We start from the raw sequence: 20638 nt of genomic DNA, 5'->3' as shown, positions 1-20638 counted from the left end.
CCGGTCACAGGAACCGGCCCAGGGTGACCACGTCCTGCTCGGTATAGTCCAGACGATCATAGAAGGCATGCACCGCCTGGTTCTCCCGGCGCACCATCAGCATCAGCTTCGGGATGCCCCGGGCACGGAGCCAGTCCTCGGCGGCTCTGACCAGACGCTCACCCAAGCCCTGACCCCGCAGATCATCACGGACGGCCAGATAATAGATCCATCCCCTGTGCCCGTCGTGGCCGACCATGACGGTGCCGCGCAGCCGACCTCCGCTCGCCTCGTCAGAGGCCCTCGACGTCGGCAGGCACAGCACTGTGGACTCTTTGCCCTCGAGGGCGCGACGGCAGTCCCCCTCCGGGTCGTTCCACGGTCGGGTCAGACCCGCCTCATGCCACAGCGCAACCGCGTCCGGCACGGCGTCGGTCGGGAGCTCGACGACGTCTCCGGGAGCCGCTCCCGCCGGCTGACCGGTCACCGGTGCACCGGCCGGATGGAGAGCTCCTCCACCATCGAGGCCTCCGGCATGTCCACCGCCAGTCGAACGGTGTCCGCCACGGACTGCGGGGCGATGTAGATGCTGCCGTCATAGTCCGTGTTGCCCATCTGGGTCTGCAGGTCACGTTGCATGTCCGTGTCCACCCGGCCCGGATGGATCGAGGTCACGCGCACCGTGCCGCGCTCTTCGTCACGCAGCGCGTCGGTCAGCGCCCGCAGGGCGAACTTGCTGCCGGAGTAGATCCCTCCCCCGGCCCGGGACGAATAGCCCGCGCCGGAGTTGATGGCGATGACCTGGCCGCGGGCCACCCGCAGGGCCGGCAGAGTCAGACGGGTGAGCTCCGCCACGGCGAACACGTTGACCTCGAACACGTGCCGCCACAGCTCCGACGTTGCCGTGCCGACCTCTCCGGAGTCGGCGACGCCGGCGGAGTGACCAGCACGTCGAAGCGCTTCGAGCCCGGCCGCCTCGACGGCGGCGGCCACCGCGGCGGAGTCGGTCAGATCCGCCGCGAAGCAGAGGCGCTCGCAGCGCGGCGACCACGGCCCCACACGATCGGGCGTCGTCCCGCCGACCAGCACGGTGATGGTGCGGCCGAGGTCCTCGGCGATGGCCCGGCCGATGCCGCGCGTCGCGCCGGTCACCAGCGCAGGGGACGTTCAGTGGCTGCTGCAGTCGATGTGCTCATGGGCCTCAGCCTATCGAGCTGGACTGACCCGTGCTCACGGCATGTCAGGCGCGGGCGGCGCCGTGGTCGGCCGGGTCCGTGCCGTCGGAGACGCCGCGGCTCGAGTCGGAGGCCGCCCCGGGCCCGCGCGAGGCCCCGCGACGCACGATCTGCATGATCACCGCGAGACCCATGGCGGCCAGCCCGGACATGGAGACCAGCAGATCCGGATAGATCAGCGCCAGGCCGCCGCCGACGAGCAGGAACCGTTCGGGCAGCGTGCCGCGCACCACCAGATGCCCGGCCAGCCCCGAGGAGACTCCGACCATGCCCACGATCACCGTGCTCAGGGCGATCACCAACTCCTGCCAGGAGCCCTCCAGCAGCAGCGCCGGCTGGAGGATGAACACATAGGGGATGAGGAATCCCGCGATGGCTATTCGCAGCGCCGAGACGCCCGCCGCCATCGGATTGGCGTTGGCGATGCCCGCACCCGCATAGGCGGCGAGACACACCGGTGGCGTGATATCGGCGAGGATGCCGAAGAAGAACACGAACAGGTGGGCGGCGATCAGCGGGACGTCGAAGTTGTTGTAGAGGATGGGTGCGGCCACCGTCGCGGTGACCACGTAGTTCGCCGTGGTGGGCAGCCCCATGCCGAGCACGATGCAGGCCACCATGACCATCACCAGGACCAGCAGGAAGCTGCCTCCGGCGATGTCCACCAGGCCCCGCCCCAGCTGCCCTCCCAGCCCGGTGGCGGTCACCGTGCCGGCCACGATGCCAGCAGTGGCACAGGCCGCGATCACCGGCAGGGCCGTGCGCGCACCGGCCACCAGCAGCTCCACCATGCCCCGCGGCCCCAGCCGTGTGGAGGAGCGCAGGAAGCTCAGCACGAACGCGGTGGCGATGCCCAGCAGGGCCGCCCGCATCGGCGACATCCCCGAGAGCAGCGTGCCGATGATGACCGCCAGAGGCAGCAGCAGGTCCGCCCGGGTGATCAGCGACCGCAGCGAGGGCAGCTCATCGATCGGCAGTCCCTTGATGTGGTTGCGCTTCGCCTCGAAGTGGATGGAGAGGAACGCGCCCAGGAAGTACAGAAGGGCCGGGATCACGGCGATGACGATCAGGTCGTTGTACTCCACATCCGGCACGTTCTGCGCCATGATGAACGCCGCGGCGCCCATGATCGGCGGCATCATCTGTCCACCGGTGGAGGCCGTGGCCTCCGTCGCGGCCGCCACATGAGGCTTGAACCCGGCCTTCTTCATGATCGGGATCGTGAAGGAGCCCGACGCCACGGTGTTGGCCACCGAGGAGCCGGAGACCATCCCCTGCAGCCCCGAGGCCGCGATGGCCGCCTTGGCCGGCCCGCCGGTGAATCGGCCGGCCGCGCGGAAGGCCAGGTCGTTGAAGAACTGACCGATGTTGGTGCGCAGCAACACCACGGCGAAGAACAGGAACAGGAAGATGAAGTTCGAGGACACCTGGATCGGCGTGCCGAAGACCCCCTGGCCGGTGGACAGGAACGTGCTGGTGGCGAAGTTCTCCACGGACATGCCCCGATGCGGGAACAGCGGGCTGTGGTTGCCGAAGATCGCATAGACCATCGCCAAGGTCGCGATGATGACGATCGGCAGGCCCACGCAGCGCCGCGTGGCCTCCAGCACCAACAGGATGCCGGCGACGGCGACGACGTGGTCCAGGTCCGAGTAGCCCAGGATCTGCACGGCGTTGCCGGTCAGGCGCTCATACTCGACGAAGATGTACAGGTTGCAGTACACGCCGGCCGCGGCCAGCAGTGCGTCGTACCACGGCACTCCGCGGCCCCGCCCGAGCAGCGTGTCCTTCCAGAGCACCCCGGTGGCGGGGCGGTCCAGCAGACGCCTGCTCGCCGGGTACAGCAGGAAGATCAGCGACGTCGCCCCCGCGAGATGGAGGGAGCCGTGCATCCAGTTGTTGAACGGTCGCTCCAGCGCCGCGTACAGGTGGTAGAGGGTGAAGACGACCGAGATGGCCCCCACGAGCCAACCCCACCAGCCCAGGTCCGTGCGGAACCGGCTGGAGGTGTCGTGCTCGCGGAGGACCTTCTCGGCCTTCGCCTCTGCGGCAGGATCGACCTGCCCACCTGCCGGGAGGGCGTCCCGACCAGGTGCGTCGCTCACGGCAGGTCGATGCCCTGCTCGTCGTAGTACCGCTCAGCACCGGGGTGCAGCGGCACGTCACCGATGCCCAGCAGGGCCTCCTCCATGTCGATCGACTCCCCGACATCCAGGGTGATCTCGTCCGCGTGCTCGAAGATCGCCGCGGTGATCTCGTAGCCGAGGTCCTCGCTGACCTGGGTCGTGGAGGCGGCCAGGGCGGCGAACACCGACACGGTCGCGACATCCTCGTCGAGGAAGTCGTAGGCCTCGGCGGAGATGTCATACGGCTCCGCACCGGAGTCGCCGGAGATCTCGTCGGCGATCGCGTCGTCGAGGCCCAGCAGATCCACATCCGTTGACGCGGCCAGCTGCGTCAGCCCTGCCACCGGGGTGCCGACGACGAAGATCGAGGCGTCGATCTGGTTGTCGGCCAGCATCTCGGTGGAGGCCCCGAAGTCGGTGACCTCCGGGGTGTAGTCCCCTTCCTCCAGCCCGTGGGCCGCGAGGATGGCGTCGGAGATCGCGCGCGTGCCGGAGCCGGCGTCGCCGACGGCGATGGTGGCGCCCTCCAGGTCATCGACCGAGTCGAAGCCCGAGTCCGCCCGCACCACGATGTGGGCGGCCTCCGGGTAGAGGTTGGCGATCCAGCCGATGTTGTTCAGCTCGACGCCGTCGAGGTCGTCCAGCTGACCGTTGACGCCGTCGTTGGCGGTGTCGTTCTGCGTCAGGCCGAGCTGCCACTCCTCCTGGAACATCTGGCCCAGATTCTCGCCTGAGCCCCCGGACTCGACATAGTTCACCGAGTCAGCGCTGGTGTTGGCCTCGAAGATGTCCGAGAGCTCACCGCCCAGCGGGTAGTAGGTCCCTGCGGTGCCCCCGGTGCCGAAGGTGAGATCGGTGACGAAGTCCTCCTCGCCGCCGACCTCCACGTCCTCACCGTTTCCCTCAGCGTCGTCGCCGCAGGCGGACAGGGCGACCATGGCTGCGGCCGCTGTGACAGCGGCGGCAGTGCGTCGGATCCTCATGGGGTGTCCTCCTCATTCACGTGTGCGAGCAGGTCAGAACGGGGGTCCCCCTTCTGACCTCGTCCAGTAAGGCTATGCGGACACAGCGCTCTGCAGGAGGATGGGAGGCCCTGGTTACGGAATCGTTACCTCCGCCACATCGGCCCCGACGGGATCGTCACCGTGCCAGGTCAGACGGATCGGCGCTGTCGGTCCGGCCGACACGCCCCAGACGTCCCGGTCCCCAGAGCAGCCGGCGACTGGGTCCTCAGAGCAGCCAGCGGCGCATCGACGCCAGGCACGCCCGCAGATCTCCGGCCGTGACGTGCTCGTCGTCGGTGTGGGCCAGCAGCGCGTCGCCCGGGCCGAAGTTCACCGCCGGCACGCCCAGCGCGGAGAACCGGGCCACATCCGTCCATCCGTACTTCGGCTTGGGCTCCCCGTCGACGGCGGCCAGGAAGGCCTCCGCGGCGGGATGCTCCAGGCCCGGCCGGGCCCCGGGAGAGGAGTCGGTGACCTCGATGAGCTCCTCGTCCACGCCGGCGGCGCGCAGCACCTCACGGACGTGGTCGTGGGCCTGCGCCTCGGTCTTGTCCGGGGCGAAGCGGTAGTTGATCTCCACGGTGCAGGCGTCCGGGATGACATTGCCGGCGATGCCGCCGGTGATCGAGACCGCGTTGAGGCCCTCCCGATACGCCAGGCCGTCGACGTCGACCGTGCGCGGCTCATACGCCTCCAACGCGGCGAGCACCGGCGCGGCGGCGTGGATCGCGTTGCGACCCTTCCACGCGCGGCCCGAGTGCGCGGCGACCCCCGGCACGGTGACACGCAGCCGGCACGTGCCATTGCAGCCGCCCTCCACGGCACCGTGGGTCGGCTCCAGGAGCACCGCGAAGTCAGCCTCCAGCAGCTCCGGAGTGCTCCGCAGCACCCGCCCCAGGCCGGATTTGGCGGCCTCGACCTCCTCGTGGTCGTAGAAGACCCAGGTGACGTCGCATGCCAAGCTCTGTGCGGCCGTCATCGTCCGCAGCCGGTCCGCGACGTCGGCGGCCAACGCCAGCTGGACGGCCACCCCGCCCTTCATGTCGGTGGCTCCGCGACCGTAGAGGACGTCGCCGTCGGGGCGCTCGCCGTCATCGGCGGATGCGTCCGCACCGTCTGCGGCGACCCACTGCGGCGGGACCGTCCCGCGGAAGCCGGGGTGCCACGGGTCTCCGGGTCGCTGGGCAGCGGCACCGTGTCCAGGTGCCCGGCCAGCACCACCCGCTGGTCCGCGCCGGTGTCGGTGCGGGCGATCACCGTGTCGCCGTCCCGGTGCACCCGCAGGCCGCCCAGGCCCAGCAGGGCAGACTCCACCGCATCGGCCAACCGGGTCTCGTTCCCGGAGACCGACTCGCAGGCGATCACCTGTTCGGTCAGCTGGGTGATCTCTGCGGTGAGGTCCAGCATCAGCGGAGCGGCGGGGGCGGAGGCACCGCCGGGAGCAGAGTCGGAGGACGTGGCGGAGGAGGTGCCGGAGGTTCTGTCAGCGGAGGTCTCATCGACGGGCATGACCCCACTGTAATCCGTAAGATGGGCGGCATGACTTCGACCGACACTGCTGCATCCGCCTCCCGCATCGCCTCCGGCCACGGCCTGGCCACCGTCACCGCCGACGGGACCGTGCTCGACACCTGGTTCCCTGCCCCAGTGCTGGCGCCGCTGGCCCAGAACGAGGACGCCGCGCTGCTGGCCTCCCTCGAGGCCGCCGTCGGCGAGGACAGCGACCGAGGAGTGCGCACCGAGGTGGTCTCCGTCGAGGCGGACCTCGACGCGCCGGCCGCCGGCACCTCGGACGTGTGGCTGCGTCTGCACCTGCTCTCGCACCGTCTCGCCCAGCCGAACACCCTCAACCTGGAGGGCATCTTCGGCCACCTGACCAACGTGGTCTGGACCAACTTCGGGCCCTGCGCGGTGGACGGCTTCGAGGCCACCCGTCTGAAGCTGCGCTCGCGCGGTCACGTCACCGTGCACAGCATCGACAAGTTCCCGCGCCTGGTGGACTACGTGACGCCGGTGGGCGTGCGCATCGGTGACGCCGACCGCGTCCGTCTCGGCGCACATCTGGCTGAGGGCACCACGGTCATGCACGAGGGCTTCGTGAACTTCAACGCCGGCACTCTCGGGGTCTCCATGGTGGAGGGCCGCATCTCTGCAGGCGTCGTGGTGGGCGACGGCACTGACGTCGGCGGCGGCGCCTCGATCATGGGCACCCTCTCCGGCGGCGGCACGGAGCGTGTGGCCCTGGGTGAGCGGGTGCTGCTCGGCGCCAATGCCGGCGTCGGCATCTCCATCGGCGATGACTCGGTGGTGGAGGCCGGCCTGTACGTCACCGCCGGCACCAAGGTCTCCGTGCTCGACGACCACGGCAACGTGGTGGAGGTCGTCAAGGGCTCTGCCCTCTCCGGCGTCCCGAACCTGCTGTTCCGTCGCAACTCCGTGTCCGGCCGCCTGGAGGCCGTGCCGCGCAAGGGCCAGAAGGTGGAGCTCAACGCGGCCCTCCACGCCAACTGAGCCGCAACGTCGTGACGCCGGACCGCCCGCCCCTTGGGCGTCCGGCGTCACGACGGTGGGCGGTTCCTGACACTGCGGCGGAGACGGATGAACACCTGATGGTGAAGCAGAGATGATGAGCAGACACCGGGCGGAGCGCCCGATCGTGGCGACCCGCGAGATGGTCCGCCGCCGGCGCCGTCGCCGCGCCCTGGCGGTGCTTGTCCTGCTGGCGATGGTCCTGGCGGGCGTCGTCTGGGCCACCTGGCGTCACATCGACGAGCAGGAGTATCTGCTGGACGCCCGCTGCGAGGTGCAGGTGGGCGGGGAGCTCCACGTGCTGACCCCGCACCAGTCGGCGAATGCCGCACTGGTGGCGGCACTGGCGGTGGACCGGGGACTTCCCCGGGAGGCCGCCGCCGACGCTTGGCCATCTCCCTGCAGGAATCTGACCTGCAGGTCCTCGAGGCCACCGACGAATACGACGCCCGCGAGCTGTTCCGCAGCGGGTCACCCAGCTGGTCGGACGATGACGGCCCGGTGGAGGTCGCAAGCTCCGTGGAGGGCTTCTACGACGCCCTGGAGTCGGCTCGGGACCACGAGGACGACCCGTGGACGCCTGAGCTCAGCGTCTCCGAAGCCGCCGACGTGCTGGAGCGTCCCATGGACCCCAGCTTCTACTCACGCCACGCGGAGCGCGGCAGGGCCTTCGCGGCGCCGCTGACCGGTGCGCAGCCGATCGGCATGACCTGCCGCCTCACCCGCAAGGACGCCCCCAACCCGGACCCTGACGGCCTCGCCCACGAGGTGGCGGGGGTCCTGGGCACCGCCCTTGAAGTGCCCGACGACGCCCAGGAGGCACTGGAGGCTCTCGGGTCCGAGGACGAGGACGAGGGCGCCGATGAGGACGAGGGCGCCGATGAGGACGCGCGGGACGAGCTCGAGGAGTTCGGGCCGATCCTGATCGACCGCAGCGCCGCCGCCGGTGATGACGCGGACGGCGCCGGTCCGGAGGCCGGGACCGTCGTCACGGTGAGCATGCCCGGCGGCGATGAGGACGACGAGCAGGCCGACACGACCCGGGAGCTGTGGACCCTGGCGCACTGGGCCGTGGCCACCGCCGACGTCTACGGCACCCAGACGGTCCACGCCGGGGCCTTTGAATGGAGTCGCGACTCCGGACGCTGGTCACGGGTGGAGGAGATCTCCGACGACGCCGTCGTCATCGGCTTCTGAGCGGCCCCCACCACGCAGACCGAGTCGTCACTTTCCCGGACATCTCCTGGTACTCAAGCGCTTCGCCTGGCGTGCGATCTGCGGGCAGATGACTCCTCGTACAGCTCCCTGCGGCGGCTCTGCCGCAGGCCCCACCCAGACCGCGGCCACCCGCGCGATACCCGTGCGACTCACGACAGCAGAAGACCCCGCCGCCGTGCTCCGGTTGCGGGGTCCTGCACTGACGGCGCCTCGGCCTCGGGTCAGGCGCCCGGGTAGCTGCGCTCCGGCTCACCGATGTAGAGCTGACGCGGTCGCCCGATCTTGGTGGAGGGGTCCCTCATCATCTCGCGCCACTGGGCGATCCAGCCGGGCAGACGACCGAGGGCGAAGAGCACGGTGAACATCTTCTCCGGGAAGCCCATCGCCTTGTAGATGAGGCCCGTGTAGAAGTCGACGTTCGGGTAGAGCTTGCGCTCGATGAAGTAGTCGTCCTCCAGCGCCTTCTGCTCGAGCCGCTGGGCGATGTCGAAGAGCTCGTCGTCGCCGCCGAGCTTGGCCAACATGGAGTCGGCGATGCCCTTCACCACCCGGGCACGCGGGTCGTAGTTCTTGTACACGCGGTGGCCGAAGCCCATCAGGCGGACGCCGTCCTCCTTGTTCTTGACCTTCTCCATGAAGGCCTCGGGGCTGACGTCGCCCGCCTGGATCTGGCGCAGCATCTTCAGCACCGCTTCGTTCGCGCCGCCGTGGGCCGGGCCGAACAGGGCGTTGATCCCCGCGGAGATGGAGGCGAACATGTTCGCCTGCGAGGAGCCCACCAGACGGACCGTGGAGGTGGAGCAGTTCTGCTCGTGGTCGGCGTGCAGGATCAGCAGGGTGTCCAGCGCTTTGACGATCTCGGGGTCCAGCTCGTACTGCTCGGCGGGCACACCGAAGCAGCCGCGCAGGAAGTTCTCCACCAGGTCCAGGTTGTTGTCCGGGTAGAGCATCGGCTGGCCGATGGACTTCTTGTACGCGTAGGCGGCGATGGTGGGGACCTTCGCCAGCAGTCGGTAGGTGGAGCGCTCGACGTGCTCGTCGTCGAAGGGGTCGAGCGAGTCCTGGTAGAAGGTCGACAGGGCCGAGACGGCTGAGGACAGCACCGGCATCGGGTGGGCGTCACGTGGGAAGCCGCCGAAGAAACCCTTGAGCTCCTCGTGCAGCAGCGTGTGGCGGCGGGTGACGTTGTCGAAGGCGTCCAGCTGCTCCGCGGTGGGCAGCTCGCCGTAGATGAGCAGGTAGCTCACCTCGAGGAAGTTCGAGTGCTGAGCGAGCTGCTCGATCGGGTAGCCGCGGTAGCGCAGGATCCCCTCGGCACCATCGATGTAGGTGATCGCCGACTTCGCGTTCGCGGTGTTCATGAATCCGGGGTCGTAGGTGACCGCCCCGGTGGTCTTCAGCAGCGGAGCGATGTCGAGCCCGTCATTGCCTTCCACGGCATTCTCGACGGGTAGCTCGAGCTCCTGGTCCTGATAGCTCAGGCGGGCTGCTGTCTGCTCAGTCATGCGGTCTCCTCATCAGAAACACTCGTACGCAACTCTGACAACCTACCTGGTCGTCACGTCGCGTCGCCAGTTGTGTCACGTTTCACGTCGGGCGCCGGGACGGGCCCGGCGCGGGGTCATCTCAGCCGTGCAGAGGCGGCGGCGATCCGCTCATCGGAGGCGGTCAGCGCCACCCGGATGAACCCGTCCCCGTGCTCCCCGTAGAACACACCAGGGCCGACGACGATGCCGCGCGCGGCCATCTGCTCCACCAGCGTCCACGAGTCGGAGGCGCCGTCGGTGCACCACAGGTAGAGCCCGGCGTCGGAGTGCTGCACCTGCAGACCGGCGGCCTGCAGGGCAGGCAGCAGCCGCTCCCGTCGCCGACGGTAGACCTCCCGCTGGGCGTCGACGTGCGCGTCGTCGCTCAGCGCCACCCGCAGCGCCTCCTGCACGGGTGCCGGCATGATCATCCCCGCATGCTTGCGGGTGTTGACCAGTCCGGCGATCAGCTCCGGGCAGCCGGCGACGAACGCCGCACGGTACCCGGCCAGGTTCGACTGCTTGGAGGCCGAGTAGACCGCCAGCAGTCCCGCGTGATCGCCGGCGCTGACCCGGGGATCGAGCACGGAGGGGACGTCGTCGACCATCCACGGCAGCTCGGCGTAGCACTCGTCGGAGGCGACGACGGCGCCGAGGCGCCGAGCCAGCCGAACCACCGCGGCCATGCTCTCGACGCCCGTGACCGCCCCGGTCGGGTTCGACGGCGAGTTCAGCCAGATCAGCTTCACCCGTGACAGGGTCTCCTCGTCCACCTCGGCCGGGTCCTCGACCGCCAGCGGGGTGGCCCCGGCGATCTGGGCCCCGATGTCGTAGGTCGGATAGGCGACCTTCGGCCGCAGCACGACGTCGCCCTCCCCCAGCCCCAGCAGGGTCGGCAGCCAGGCGACGAACTCCTTGGAGCCGATCGTGGGCAGCACGGCCTCCGGGTCCAGGCCCTCGACGCCGCGGCGCCGAGCGAACCAGGAGACCACCGCCTCGCGCAGCTCACGCCGTCCGTGGGTGGTCGGGTATCCCGGTGCATCCGCGGCGGAGGCCAGTGCCTCGCGGATCACTGCGGGAGTGGGATCCACGGGGGTCCCGATGGAGAGGTTGACCGCGCCGTCGGGGTGGGCGGCCGCCTGCTCCAGGTACGGAGCCATGGCGTCCCACGGGTAGTCAGGAAGCGTGAGCATAGGCGGCAGTCAGTGCTCCTGCGGAGGCAGTGCGGAGATGACCTCGTGGTCCTTGGCGATCATGCCGACCTTCGCCGCACCGCCCGGAGAGCCGATGTCGTCGAAGAACTCGACATTGGCCCGGTAGTACTCGGACCACTCCTCCGGGACGTCGTCCTCGTAGTAGATGGCCTCCACCGGGCAGACGGGTTCGCAGGCGCCGCAGTCTACGCACTCGTCGGGGTGGATGTAGAGCGACCGTTCGCCCTCATAGATGCAGTCCACCGGGCATTCCTCGATGCAGGCCTTGTCCTTCAGGTCCACACAGGGAAGGGCGATGATGTAAGTCATGGACTCCTCTGTCTCTCCTGGCCACCGGACGGTGACCCGGGAATGCCGGTCGGTGGGCGAGGCGACCGGCGACTGTACTCAGGTGCACGCGGCACATGGCGTGCCGGTGGACTCCAGTCTACCGATCCGGAGCTGCGGATGTCCCAGCGGGCGCCGGTCTCTGCGTCACATGAGGAAGCCCTCGCCCGGGGTCGGGCGGGAGCGGGCGACGGCGGCGTCGCGGGCGAGGATCCACTTCACCAGCACCATGGACACCAGCGTGATGCCCGCACTGCCCAACCACCAGATCAGTGAGGCGATCGTCGGCCCGGGCAGCAGCTCCATCGCCTCGGCGCTGTAGGGCACCATGAGCTGGTCCGGACCCGGCCAGAGATAGGCGACGGTGGCCACGGTGAAGGTGGTGATGCCCATGACGGTGGGCTCCAGCAGCGAGTCGGCCCGCAGGCCGGCCCAGAGCTGGGCGAGCAGGCACAGCAGCAGCGCCACCGCCGCGCCCCAGGGGATCACGAACCCGCTGTGGGTCTCCCCCAGCATCCACAGGTTGCCGTGCACCGCAGTGCCCAGCACTCCGATGACGGCTCCGGCGGAGAAGCAGATCCCCATCAGCACGGGGCGGTTCCGCGGGCGGTTGCGCGCTATGCGCTCGGGACCTGCCGGGTCCGAGGTCGCACCGTGGGCTGATCCGTCCGCTGCTCCGTGCTGATGGGGAGGGGTGGTCACTGGGCCGCGCTCTTCTTCTTCCGGGATTCCTTCAGGCGGTCCGAGGCGTTGAGGGTGACCTTGCGGATCCGGATGGACTCCGGGGTGACCTCCACACACTCGTCGTCGTTGGCGAACTCGAGGGACTCCTCCAAGGTGAGCTTGACCGGCGGGGTCAGGCCCTCGAAGCTGTCAGCGCTGGCGGCGCGCATGTTGGTCAGCTTCTTCTCCTTGGTGATGTTGACCTCCATGTCCTCGTTGCGGGAGTTCTCCCCCACCACCTGGCCCTCATAGACCTCGGACTGGGCCTCCACGAAGAAGGTGCCGCGCTCCTGAAGGTTGATCATGGCGAACGGAGTGGCCGATCCGGCGCGGTCCGCCACCAGAGAGCCGGAGATCCGGTACTCGATCTCGCCCTTCCATGGCTCGTATCCGGCCGCGTAGGAGGAGGCGATGCCGGCCCCGCGGGTCTCGGTGAGGAACTTGGTGCGGAAGCCGATGAGCCCGCGGGCGGGAACCATGAACTCCATGCGGATCCAGCCGGTGCCGTTGTTCGTCATGGTGGTCATGGTGCCCTTGCGGGCGGCCATGAGCTGGGTGATCGCACCCATGTGCTCTTCGGGGGCGTCGATGGTCATGTTCTCCATCGGCTCGTGGAGGACTCCGTCGATCTCACGGGTGACCACCTGCGGCTTGCCCACGGTCAGCTCGAAGCCCTCACGGCGCATCTGCTCCACCAGGATGGCCAGGGCGAGCTCGCCGCGGCCCTGGACCTCCCAGGTGTCAGGACGCTCCGTGGGGAGCACCTTGATGGAGACGTTGCCGATGAGCTCCTTGTCCAGTCGGTCCTTGACCTGACGGGCGGTGACCTTCGCGCCCTTGACGCGGCCGGCCATCGGGGAGGTGTTGATGCCCACCGTCATGGAGATCGCCGGGTCGTCCACGATGATGTTCGGCAGCGGCTTCGGGGACTCCAGGTCGGTGAGGGTCTCTCCGATCATGATGTCCTCGATGCCGGCCACTGCCACGATCTCGCCGGGCCCCGCGGACTCGGCGGAGACCCGCTCCAGCCCCTTGGTGGCCAGCAGCTCGGTGATCTTGACGGTCTTGACCGAACCGTCCTTGCGCGCCCAGGCGACCTGCTGGTTCTTCCGCAGAGTGCCGTTGAAGATGCGCAGCAGCGCCAGACGGCCCAGGAACGGCGAGGCGTCCAGGTTGGTCACGTGGGCCTGGAGGACCTCGTCGGCGTCGTAGCGCGGAGCGGGGACGTGCTCCAGGATGGTGGAGAACAGCGGCTCCAGGTCCTCGTTCTCCGGCAGACCGCCGTCGGCGGGCTGCTCGGTGGAGGCCCGGCCGGCCTTGCCGGAGGCGTAGACCACGGGGACGTCCAGCACGGAGTCCAGGTCCAGGTCAGGGTTCTCCTCGGCGACGTCGGAGGCCAGCCCCAGCAGCAGATCCATGGTGTCGGAGACGACGCCCTCGATGCGCGCGTCCGGTCGGTCTGTCTTGTTGACCACCAGGATGACGGGCAGCTGGGCGTTGAGCGCCTTGCGCAGCACGAAGCGGGTCTGCGGCAGCGGGCCCTCGGAGGCGTCGACGAGCAGCACGACGCCGTCGACCATGGACAGCCCGCGCTCGACCTCACCGCCGAAGTCGGCGTGGCCGGGGGTGTCGATGACGTTGATGGTGACCTGGTCGGTGCCGGCGTGCTCTGCCGCGGCGGGACCGGAGTAGAACACTGTGGTGTTCTTGGCCAGGATCGTGATGCCCTTCTCCTTCTCGAGGTCCCCGGAGTCCATGACTCGGTCCTCGAGGTCGCCATGGCCACCGACGGCCTTGGTCTGACGCAGCATGGCGTCGACCAGGGTGGTCTTGCCGTGGTCGACGTGGGCGACGATCGCGACGTTGCGCAGGTCCTGACGCTCGTCAGTGCCTGCTTGTGCGCGTACGGCAGCAGTGGTCATGTCGGGGCAGCGCCTTCCGGAGTAGAAAGAGGTGTGGATCGGGCGCCGCACCGCCGCTGAGCGGCGCAGGCACCCGATCCAGTGTACTGCCCCGGTGCAAACCGCCGGTGCGGCGTCGATCACCGCCCCGACGACACCGCAGCGTCAGGAACGCGGAGGCGGCCCGGTGGTCGCACCCTGTCCCACCGGGCCGCCGGTCCATGGACCGGCACGGTCGCAGGTCAGCCGGGCAGCTTCCCCTGGTCGGCGAGCAGACGGAGCCGTGCGGCGCGACGTTCGGCCTGGGTCACCGGGTCCGGGACGGGCGCGGCGGCCAAGAGACGCTGCGTGTAGCCCTCTCGGGGATACTGCAGAACCTGGTCGACCGGGCCCTGTTCCACTGTCCGACCGTTCTGCATGACGAGCACGTGGTGCGCGAGGGTGTCGATGACGGCGAGGTCATGGCTCACGAATAGGCACGCGAACTCGTACTGTTCCTGCAGTTCTCTGAACATGTCCAGCACCGCCGCTTGAACTGAGACGTCGAGGGCCGAGGTGGGCTCATCCGCGATGAGCAACGTCGGGCTCAACACCAGCGCCCTGGCGATGCTGATGCGCTGACGCTGCCCACCAGAGAGCTCGTGGGGGTACCGGTTGATCACGCCCGACGGAAGCCTCACGGCATCGATCAGCTCTTCGGCCCGGCGAACCCGCTCTCTCGACGTCCCGACCTGATGCACGACCATGGGCTCAGTGATGATGTCGCCGATCGGGAATCGCGGATCCAGAGACGCTGCCGGGTCCTGAAAGACCACCCCGATCTCCTTCTTCAGGGTCTTACGCTCCCTTGCCGGCATGGTGGGCATGTTGCGTCCCCGAATCAGGAGATCCCCTTCGGCGACGTCGAGCAGACCGAGGACTGCCTTGGCCACCGTTGACTTGCCGGACCCGGACTCCCCCACGAGCCCCATGATCTCGCCCTTGTTCACCGTGAAGGAGACGCCCTCAACAACACGCGTAGCCTTCCGACGGAACTTGTACTCCAAAGCGAGGTCCCGAGCCTCAAGGGCTGGAGTCTCCTCGAGGCGAACATCGTCCAGCGACCCTTCCGGCTCCGGCGAAACCTCTCCGACGTGAATCTCGGGATCCCGCAACAACGGCATCGCGTCGAGAAGTCTCCGAGTGTACGCATGCTGAGGCCGCGACATCACCTGCTGGACGTCACCAGTCTCAACAACTTCACCATTGAGCATCACGACCACACGGTCCGCCATATCGGCGACGACGCCCATATTGTGGGTGATCAGGAGGATCCCGGTGTCGAGTTCCTCCTTCAGCCTCCGCAGAAGATCCAGAACCTCGGCCTGGACCGTGACATCCAAAGCGGTGGTCGGCTCATCGGCGATGATGACCTTCGGCCCGCAGGCGATCGCCATGGCGATCACGATGCGCTGCCGCTGCCCTCCCGAGAACTGATGAGGATAATCTCTGATCCGCCTTCGGGCGTCGGGAATCCCGACCTTCTCGAGCAGGTCGACGGCTTTCTCCAACGCCTGGGCACCGAACGCCACGTCATGGACCTGCAGCGCCTCGACGAGCTGATCAGAGACACGCAGAACGGGATTCAGCGCCGTCATCGGCTCCTGAAACACCATTGAGATGTCCTGCCCACGCAGCCGACGACGTTCGCCGGCCGACATCTTCATGACATTCCGGCCGGCGAGGAGGACTTCACCGTCGACGGTCGCATTGTCAGGGAGCAGCCCCATCGCGGTAGAGGACGTCACCGACTTGCCCGACCCAGATTCTCCGACGACGGCCACAACCTCGCCAGACGCGATGTCGAAACTCACACCTTTGACGGCGTCCACTTCACCGAACTCTGTGGCGAAGGAGACTCGGATGTCCTTGTAGCTGAGAACGGGAGTGCTCATCGGTCATCATCCTTCTGCGGGTTCGGCGTGGGGCCGAGGTTCAATGTCTCGTCGTGCGTGGAATCATCGTCAGGCGTCCCACCGGTCCGGGCTGCGAGACGCTGCTGGGCCGTCGCGCTTCCCCGGAACCCGAGCACACCGCGCAACGTCGGCCTCTTATCACCCGTACGCTTCTGCCGTGGATCGATCGCGTCCCGAAGTCCGTCGCCGATGAAGTTGACACTCAGCGCAATCGCAATGATGAACAGGCCGGGGAACCAGAACAGCCACGGACGTGTGGTGAAGGCATTCTGGTTCAGGTCGATCAGCAGTCCCAACGACGATTCCGGTGGCTGGATGCCGAAGCCGAGGAAGGACAGTGAGGTCTCGAGGAGGATGGCCGCGGCGATGGCGAAGGTCGCATTCACGATGATCACCCCGACGCTGTTGGGGAGCATGTGCTTGACGATGATCCTGGCGGGGTGAGCCCCCATGGCTGCAGCGGCTGCCACATACTCCTTCTCCCGCAGCGAGAGGACCTCAGCACGCACCAGACGAGCCATCCCGGTCCAGGTCACGCAGCCCAGGAGGAGCGCCAACGTCAGGGTCCCTCCCGGCAGGTTCTGTGCGTAGCTGCCGAAGACGGCCGCCAAAGCCAGCAGGGGAACGACGATCACCGTATCCGTGAGCCGCATGAGCAGGGACTCGACCCATCCGCGGAAGTACCCGGCAAGGGCTCCGACCAGGACACCGATGACGGTGGAGGAGAGCGCGACCCCGAAGGCGACGATCAGCGACTGCTGGGCGCCTCGCATCACGAGAGCAAAGTAGTCTCGGCCGTTGTTGTCCTGCCCGAACGGATACTCTCCGAGGAAGCCGTCCCGGAACATCGTCGGGCGGCCGCCGTCGACGACCGGGTTGGTCTGGAGAAAGCTCTTCCCCCACCACCCGCCCTCACCGGTGGGGCCGATCGACGTGAACGCCACCACGATGATGGACAGCAGCACGATCATCGAGATGACCGCCGGCTTATGGGCGAAGAACCGTCGCCGGACCAGCTGTCCCTGGGAGTAGGACTTCTCCCGTTGCGCCAGGCGGGCATCCTCCATCTCCGCAAGGTCGGCAGCCGGCGCAGGATCATTCTGGGGGTCTCGGTTCATACTCATACTCGAATCCTCGGATCCAACACTGCGTAGAGCAGGTCAGCGATCAGGTTGAACAGCACTGCGGCCGCACCGGTGACCAGGACGAACGCCATCACCGGTGCTGGATCGGAGTTGCCGAGTCCGGTGGCGAAGAGCTCACCCATGCCTCTCCAGCCGAAGACGCGCTCGACGATGACGGATCCTCCGATCAGTCCCGCGAAGTCAAAGGCGACGATGGTGGTGACAGGGATCATCGAATTGCGGAACGCGTGCTTGAAGATCACCGTCCGCTCGTTGACACCCTTGGCCCGTGCCGTTCGGATGTAGTCCTGGTTGATGGATTCCAGCATCGACGCCCGCGTGTAGCGCGTATAGGTCGCCACTGAGACCACCATCAGCAATGTGGTGGGCAGCAGCAGCTGTGTCCCATGGTCCAGGGACACCTCCCAGAAGTTCCCGTCGAAATTCGGCGACGACGAACCGATCGTCGAGATGGGGCGCGGCTTCAGACTCAGGAACCCCGGCCAGTGGCGCATGAAGTGATCCAGCAGTACGAGCCCAGAGTACAGCGCCGCAGTCAGCACGCTCACCGCCGTGGCCTGCCCCTTGGCATGGCCCCCTACCGTTCGCCCGACGCCGACCGCCAAGCAACGGCCACGGCGAACAAGCCAATGATGGTCCACCATCCGCCAGGAGGGTCCAGCAGGAGCCAGAAGGTGGCGTAGTACGAGGCCAGGCCCAGGCCGACGATGATCAGCGCCGAGTAGAGGACTCGCCGATTCTGCAGCCCTGCAAGCAACGCGGTGAGGCCGAAGGCGAAGGCGACCCCGAGAAGCGTGATCACCAACGGCCCCATCTGCGGGTGACGGGCGTAGTTGAGCCAGTCGAACACCGGCATGATCAGCGCGACGAAACCGAACATCACCGCACCCGTGAAGACTCGACGGTGCAGGGACCCGCCGATGATGCCCGGCACGATGATCGCCGCCGCCGCGGCAACCACGATGATCTCCGCCCACGCGAACGAAGGATCAGCGATCCAATTGTTGAACCGAATCCCCATCCACTCCTTGGCGAGGACCGCAGCCCAGAAGACCGGGAGAGAGAAGAACAGGAAGATGATGAAGGAGACTGCATAATCCAGAGTGGAGTACTGACGGATCGCCGTGATGATCCCTGTCAGGACACCGATGATGATTGAGAACAGCGTCGCCAAGAACACGAGGCGCAGCGAGGCACCGGCTGCCTGCTGGACGAGGGCACCGACGTCCTGCCCCTGCATGTTGGTGCCCAGGTCACAGGAACCGACGACGCAACCGGCGACGCCGGTCAGCCACGTCCAGTACCGGGAGTACCACGGCTGATCGAGATTCATGAACTCGATGCGCTGCTGAATGAGGAACTCGACGTTCTCTGCATTCGACTCCCGCAGCTCCTGCAGCGGATCGCCGGAGTTGATGACGAGAACGTAGACGAGGAGAGATGATCCTAGGAGGACGAGCGCCGAACTGCCCAGGCGCTTCAGAGCATAGGTAAGCACGGGTGAGAACTAGCCTTTGTCGCGAGTCTGGTGACATGCCGGTGGGATCCGGCGACGGCGACCGCCGCCGAATCCCACCGGTCATCTGGGCCTGCCTATACGGCAAGAGTCATGCGTCGGGTTGCGCAGCTCACTCTGCCCGCTGCCACTGCTCAGCATTCCACGTGATCTGGTCCTGAGACGCTGTGTCACGGACGTTGTAGATCGTCGCGTCAGAGCCGGACAGCTGGGGGTGGACGTAGAGCGGGATGCCGTGGAGATCATTCCAGAGCTCCTGCTCAATCTGCGTCACCAGTTCATGCTGTTCGGCTTCGTCCTCCGAGGCCGCTACCTGGTTCCACAGGTCGTCCACGGTCTCGTTCGAGTACTCCCCATAGTTCTGCGGCAGATCCGTGGAGTAGATGTTGCGGCCGGAGACGACCTGACCGGAGCCAGCCCACGCGAAGAGCGCAATCTCGAAGTCTCCGGTCTCCTGCGCACCGCCCGGTGCGAAGAAGTCGTCCGCACCGTCGTCGATGATCTCGAAGCCAGCCTCATCACAGGATGCCTTGATCTCAGCCACCGTATCGGTGCGACGCGGGTTCGGGGCCTGATAGCCGATACGGATCTCGGTACCTTCAGCACCTTCGTTCTCGATGATCTCGCGGGCTGATTCGAGATCGACTTCATCATAGCGACCGTCGTAGCTCTCGGAGACGATCTCCTCGTAGTGGTCCTCGAAAGTCAGCACCTCACGGGCGTTGAGCACGGTGGCGTCAGGATTGATCGGTGCGATCAGGTTGTCCACGATCTGCTGCCGCGGCACACACATCGCGAATGCCTCTCGCAGCTCGGGGCTGTCGGAGAAGACCGAGCTGTCAGCGAAGTTGAAGTCCAGGTGCTCCCATGTGGCGGCTTCGCCCTCATGCATCACGAACTGCCCCTCCAGCCGCTCAAGCTGGCCGCGGGTGTCCACGGTGGCCTGCGGTCGGATGACGTTGAGGTCGCCGTTCTCGAGAGCCTGGACGTGAGCACCGTCGTCGACGAAGCGGAAGACGAGTCGCTCAGTACCCGCTGGAGTTCCCCAGTAGTCCTGGTTGGCCGAGAGGGTGATCGACTCCCCCGCCTGCCAATTGTCCAGCACATACGGCCCGGAACTCGGGATGAGCTCCTCGTCTGGGAGGTCGCCGGGATTGGTGAACCAGTCTCCGTCGTTCCAGAACTCAGCGGCCTGTTCGACCGTGTCCATGTCTTCGTCACGGATCGCCGTGACAAGCTCGTCAAGCTCAAGACCGGCCTCTTCGGCCACGACGTGAGCCGGCAAGGCCTCGGTCCCGAGGAAGAGCTCCCAGTCGGCGTAAGGCTCACCGAACTCGATGGTGAAGGTCTTTCCGTCCCATTCACCCTGGGGCCCCTCCGGAACGAACTCACCATAGGTGTGGGACACCGCGTTGAACAGCGGGGAGTCATCATCACCCGTGAACTCCGGGTTCTGTGATGCCCATTGCAGCACGTAGTCCGCCACTGTCACCGGAGTTCCATCGGACCACTGGACCTCGTCATTGATGGTGTACTCGACGGTGAGGGGGTCCTCTCCCACCACTTCGTAGGTACCCCACTCCTCGTCCGGGTAGAACACATTGTCCGTCCCCCAGTAGCCGAAGCTGCCGAAGAGATGGTTCGTCACCGTCGAGTTGTAGACGTTGTAGGTCTCCGGCGTCAGTCCGTTGTAACTCGTGAATTCAGTGTCGCCGAGCGACACCGAGATCTCGTCATCGAGAGTCTCCCAGTCGTCACCGAGGTCGGCCTTCCCCGTATCCGTGGGCTCCACCGTGTACTGCTGGCCTTCCGCGGTGATCGGGTCCTCTACCCCTCCGTTCTCCCCGCCATTGCCGTCGTCGCCGTTGCCGTTGCCGGCGTCGGGAGCACATGCCGTCATGACGAGCGCTCCAGACGCCAACAACGCCACTGCACTCGAGAGTCTCTTGAGCTTCACAGCTTCTCCTCACTACAGGTGCAAGTCATTACCGGGAAATGCCGCCACCACATTTGTGACGCATCTGACACCGGATCAAGGTGTGCACCAGAATACGGGCGCCACAGCACTCGCCAGCACCTCCCCAGGGCACGTGATCGAATTGTTACTGCAGTCACATTTCGGACTAACAGGCCTGATAGGACGCGGGGCGTCACTGTCAACTCCACCCCGTCAACATGCGCGAAACACCCCGCTGCCAAGCGGACGTGCAAGACATCTTTCAGAATTCCGCGTCGTTCCG

Annotated in this window: 16 protein-coding genes and 1 pseudogene; 2 read left to right on the top strand and 15 right to left on the bottom strand. The window is 67.1% G+C overall.

All coding sequences use genetic code 11. The annotated features are described in order from the left end of the window. Positions 1 to 4: 4 nt before the first annotated feature. From BCY76_RS03705 to dapE, 5 genes and pseudogenes are all read right to left on the bottom strand, one after another. On the bottom strand, positions 5 to 466 hold the full coding sequence (locus tag BCY76_RS03705) for a GNAT family acetyltransferase (protein WP_083277386.1): 462 nt from the start codon (positions 464 to 466) through the stop codon (positions 5 to 7). After that, positions 463 to 1131, bottom strand: coding sequence for an SDR family oxidoreductase (locus BCY76_RS03700; RefSeq protein WP_237089945.1), 669 nt, complete (start codon positions 1129 to 1131; stop codon positions 463 to 465). The genes BCY76_RS03705 and BCY76_RS03700 overlap by 4 nt, the downstream gene beginning before the upstream one ends. Positions 1132 to 1219: 88 nt before the next feature. Continuing rightward, the gene (locus tag BCY76_RS03695) at positions 1220 to 3319 is read right to left on the bottom strand and encodes a TRAP transporter permease (RefSeq protein ID WP_070159304.1); all 2100 of its coding nucleotides are present in this window, start codon (positions 3317 to 3319) and stop codon (positions 1220 to 1222) included. Continuing rightward, positions 3316 to 4323 carry a TAXI family TRAP transporter solute-binding subunit gene (locus tag BCY76_RS03690; protein ID WP_070159302.1) on the bottom strand — a complete coding sequence of 336 codons (1008 nt, stop codon included), beginning with the start codon at positions 4321 to 4323 and terminating at the stop codon, positions 3316 to 3318. Before BCY76_RS03690 ends, BCY76_RS03695 begins: the two co-directional genes overlap by 4 nt. A 247-nt stretch (positions 4324 to 4570) precedes the next feature. Continuing rightward, positions 4571 to 5751: pseudogene (gene dapE / locus BCY76_RS03685) on the bottom strand (succinyl-diaminopimelate desuccinylase). Between the two features lie 132 nt (positions 5752 to 5883). Here dapE and dapD point away from each other — a divergent pair. Both dapD and BCY76_RS03675 read left to right on the top strand, forming a co-directional pair. Continuing rightward, complete coding sequence (gene dapD / locus BCY76_RS03680) at positions 5884 to 6855, top strand: 2,3,4,5-tetrahydropyridine-2,6-dicarboxylate N-succinyltransferase (protein WP_070159333.1); 972 nt, start codon at positions 5884 to 5886, stop codon at positions 6853 to 6855. Positions 6856 to 7260: 405 nt separating this feature from the next. Next, a complete protein-coding gene (locus BCY76_RS03675; RefSeq protein ID WP_070159301.1) occupies positions 7261 to 8070 on the top strand; it encodes a hypothetical protein in 810 nt (269 codons plus the stop codon). 242 nt (positions 8071 to 8312) lie between these two features. Here BCY76_RS03675 and BCY76_RS03670 read toward each other — a convergent pair whose 3' ends face one another. The 10 genes from BCY76_RS03670 to BCY76_RS03630 all read right to left on the bottom strand — a co-directional run bounded on the left by BCY76_RS03670 (position 8313) and on the right by BCY76_RS03630 (position 20298). Further along, positions 8313 to 9596 carry a citrate synthase gene (locus BCY76_RS03670; RefSeq protein ID WP_070159300.1) on the bottom strand — a complete coding sequence of 428 codons (1284 nt, stop codon included), beginning with the start codon at positions 9594 to 9596 and terminating at the stop codon, positions 8313 to 8315. Between the two features lie 116 nt (positions 9597 to 9712). Further along, the gene (dapC, locus tag BCY76_RS03665; protein ID WP_085437173.1) at positions 9713 to 10810 is read right to left on the bottom strand and encodes a succinyldiaminopimelate transaminase; all 1098 of its coding nucleotides are present in this window, start codon (positions 10808 to 10810) and stop codon (positions 9713 to 9715) included. Positions 10811 to 10819: 9 nt separating this feature from the next. Continuing rightward, complete coding sequence (gene fdxA, locus BCY76_RS03660; RefSeq protein ID WP_070159298.1) at positions 10820 to 11140, bottom strand: ferredoxin; 321 nt, start codon at positions 11138 to 11140, stop codon at positions 10820 to 10822. A 165-nt stretch (positions 11141 to 11305) separates the two neighbouring features. Continuing rightward, on the bottom strand, positions 11306 to 11749 hold the full coding sequence (locus tag BCY76_RS03655) for a hypothetical protein (protein WP_070159296.1): 444 nt from the start codon (positions 11747 to 11749) through the stop codon (positions 11306 to 11308). Positions 11750 to 11856: 107 nt separating this feature from the next. Continuing rightward, complete coding sequence (gene typA, locus BCY76_RS03650) at positions 11857 to 13803, bottom strand: translational GTPase TypA (RefSeq protein ID WP_070159295.1); 1947 nt, start codon at positions 13801 to 13803, stop codon at positions 11857 to 11859. Positions 13804 to 14024: 221 nt separating this feature from the next. Beyond that, the gene (locus BCY76_RS03645) at positions 14025 to 15716 is read right to left on the bottom strand and encodes an ABC transporter ATP-binding protein (protein ID WP_070159293.1); all 1692 of its coding nucleotides are present in this window, start codon (positions 15714 to 15716) and stop codon (positions 14025 to 14027) included. Continuing rightward, positions 15713 to 16861, bottom strand: a complete 1149-nt coding sequence (locus tag BCY76_RS03640; protein ID WP_083277384.1) for an ABC transporter permease — start codon at positions 16859 to 16861, stop codon at positions 15713 to 15715. The genes BCY76_RS03645 and BCY76_RS03640 overlap by 4 nt, the downstream gene beginning before the upstream one ends. After that, entirely contained in the window at positions 16858 to 17430 is a 573-nt protein-coding gene (locus tag BCY76_RS20240) for an ABC transporter permease (protein ID WP_336581884.1), read from the bottom strand. The genes BCY76_RS03640 and BCY76_RS20240 overlap by 4 nt, the downstream gene beginning before the upstream one ends. Positions 17431 to 17459: 29 nt before the next feature. Further along, a complete protein-coding gene (locus BCY76_RS20235) occupies positions 17460 to 18380 on the bottom strand; it encodes a hypothetical protein (RefSeq protein ID WP_336581883.1) in 921 nt (306 codons plus the stop codon). Positions 18381 to 18510: 130 nt separating this feature from the next. Next, on the bottom strand, positions 18511 to 20298 hold the full coding sequence (locus BCY76_RS03630; RefSeq protein WP_237089944.1) for an ABC transporter substrate-binding protein: 1788 nt from the start codon (positions 20296 to 20298) through the stop codon (positions 18511 to 18513). Positions 20299 to 20638 lie beyond the last annotated feature (340 nt).

Source organism: Nesterenkonia sp. PF2B19 (assembly GCF_001758425.2).
Taxonomy (GTDB): domain Bacteria; phylum Actinomycetota; class Actinomycetes; order Actinomycetales; family Micrococcaceae; genus Nesterenkonia; species Nesterenkonia aethiopica.
This window is presented reverse-complemented; position numbering and strand designations above follow the sequence as displayed.

What these genes read in the sequence shown, in the direction of transcription:
- BCY76_RS03690 (WP_070159302.1), bottom strand. Translation starts at nt 4,323, where the DNA reads ATGAGGATCCGACGCACTGCCGCCGCTGTCACAGCGGCCGCAGCCATG.
- dapD (WP_070159333.1), top strand. Translation starts at nt 5,884, where the DNA reads ATGACTTCGACCGACACTGCTGCATCCGCCTCCCGCATCGCCTCCGGC.
- BCY76_RS03670 (WP_070159300.1), bottom strand. Translation starts at nt 9,596, where the DNA reads ATGACTGAGCAGACAGCAGCCCGCCTGAGCTATCAGGACCAGGAGCTC.
- dapC (WP_085437173.1), bottom strand. Translation starts at nt 10,810, where the DNA reads ATGCTCACGCTTCCTGACTACCCGTGGGACGCCATGGCTCCGTACCTG.
- fdxA (WP_070159298.1), bottom strand. Translation starts at nt 11,140, where the DNA reads ATGACTTACATCATCGCCCTTCCCTGTGTGGACCTGAAGGACAAGGCC.
- typA (WP_070159295.1), bottom strand. Translation starts at nt 13,803, where the DNA reads ATGACCACTGCTGCCGTACGCGCACAAGCAGGCACTGACGAGCGTCAG.
- BCY76_RS03645 (WP_070159293.1), bottom strand. Translation starts at nt 15,716, where the DNA reads ATGAGCACTCCCGTTCTCAGCTACAAGGACATCCGAGTCTCCTTCGCC.
- BCY76_RS03640 (WP_083277384.1), bottom strand. Translation starts at nt 16,861, where the DNA reads ATGAGTATGAACCGAGACCCCCAGAATGATCCTGCGCCGGCTGCCGAC.
- BCY76_RS03630 (WP_237089944.1), bottom strand. Translation starts at nt 20,298, where the DNA reads ATGACGGCATGTGCTCCCGACGCCGGCAACGGCAACGGCGACGACGGC.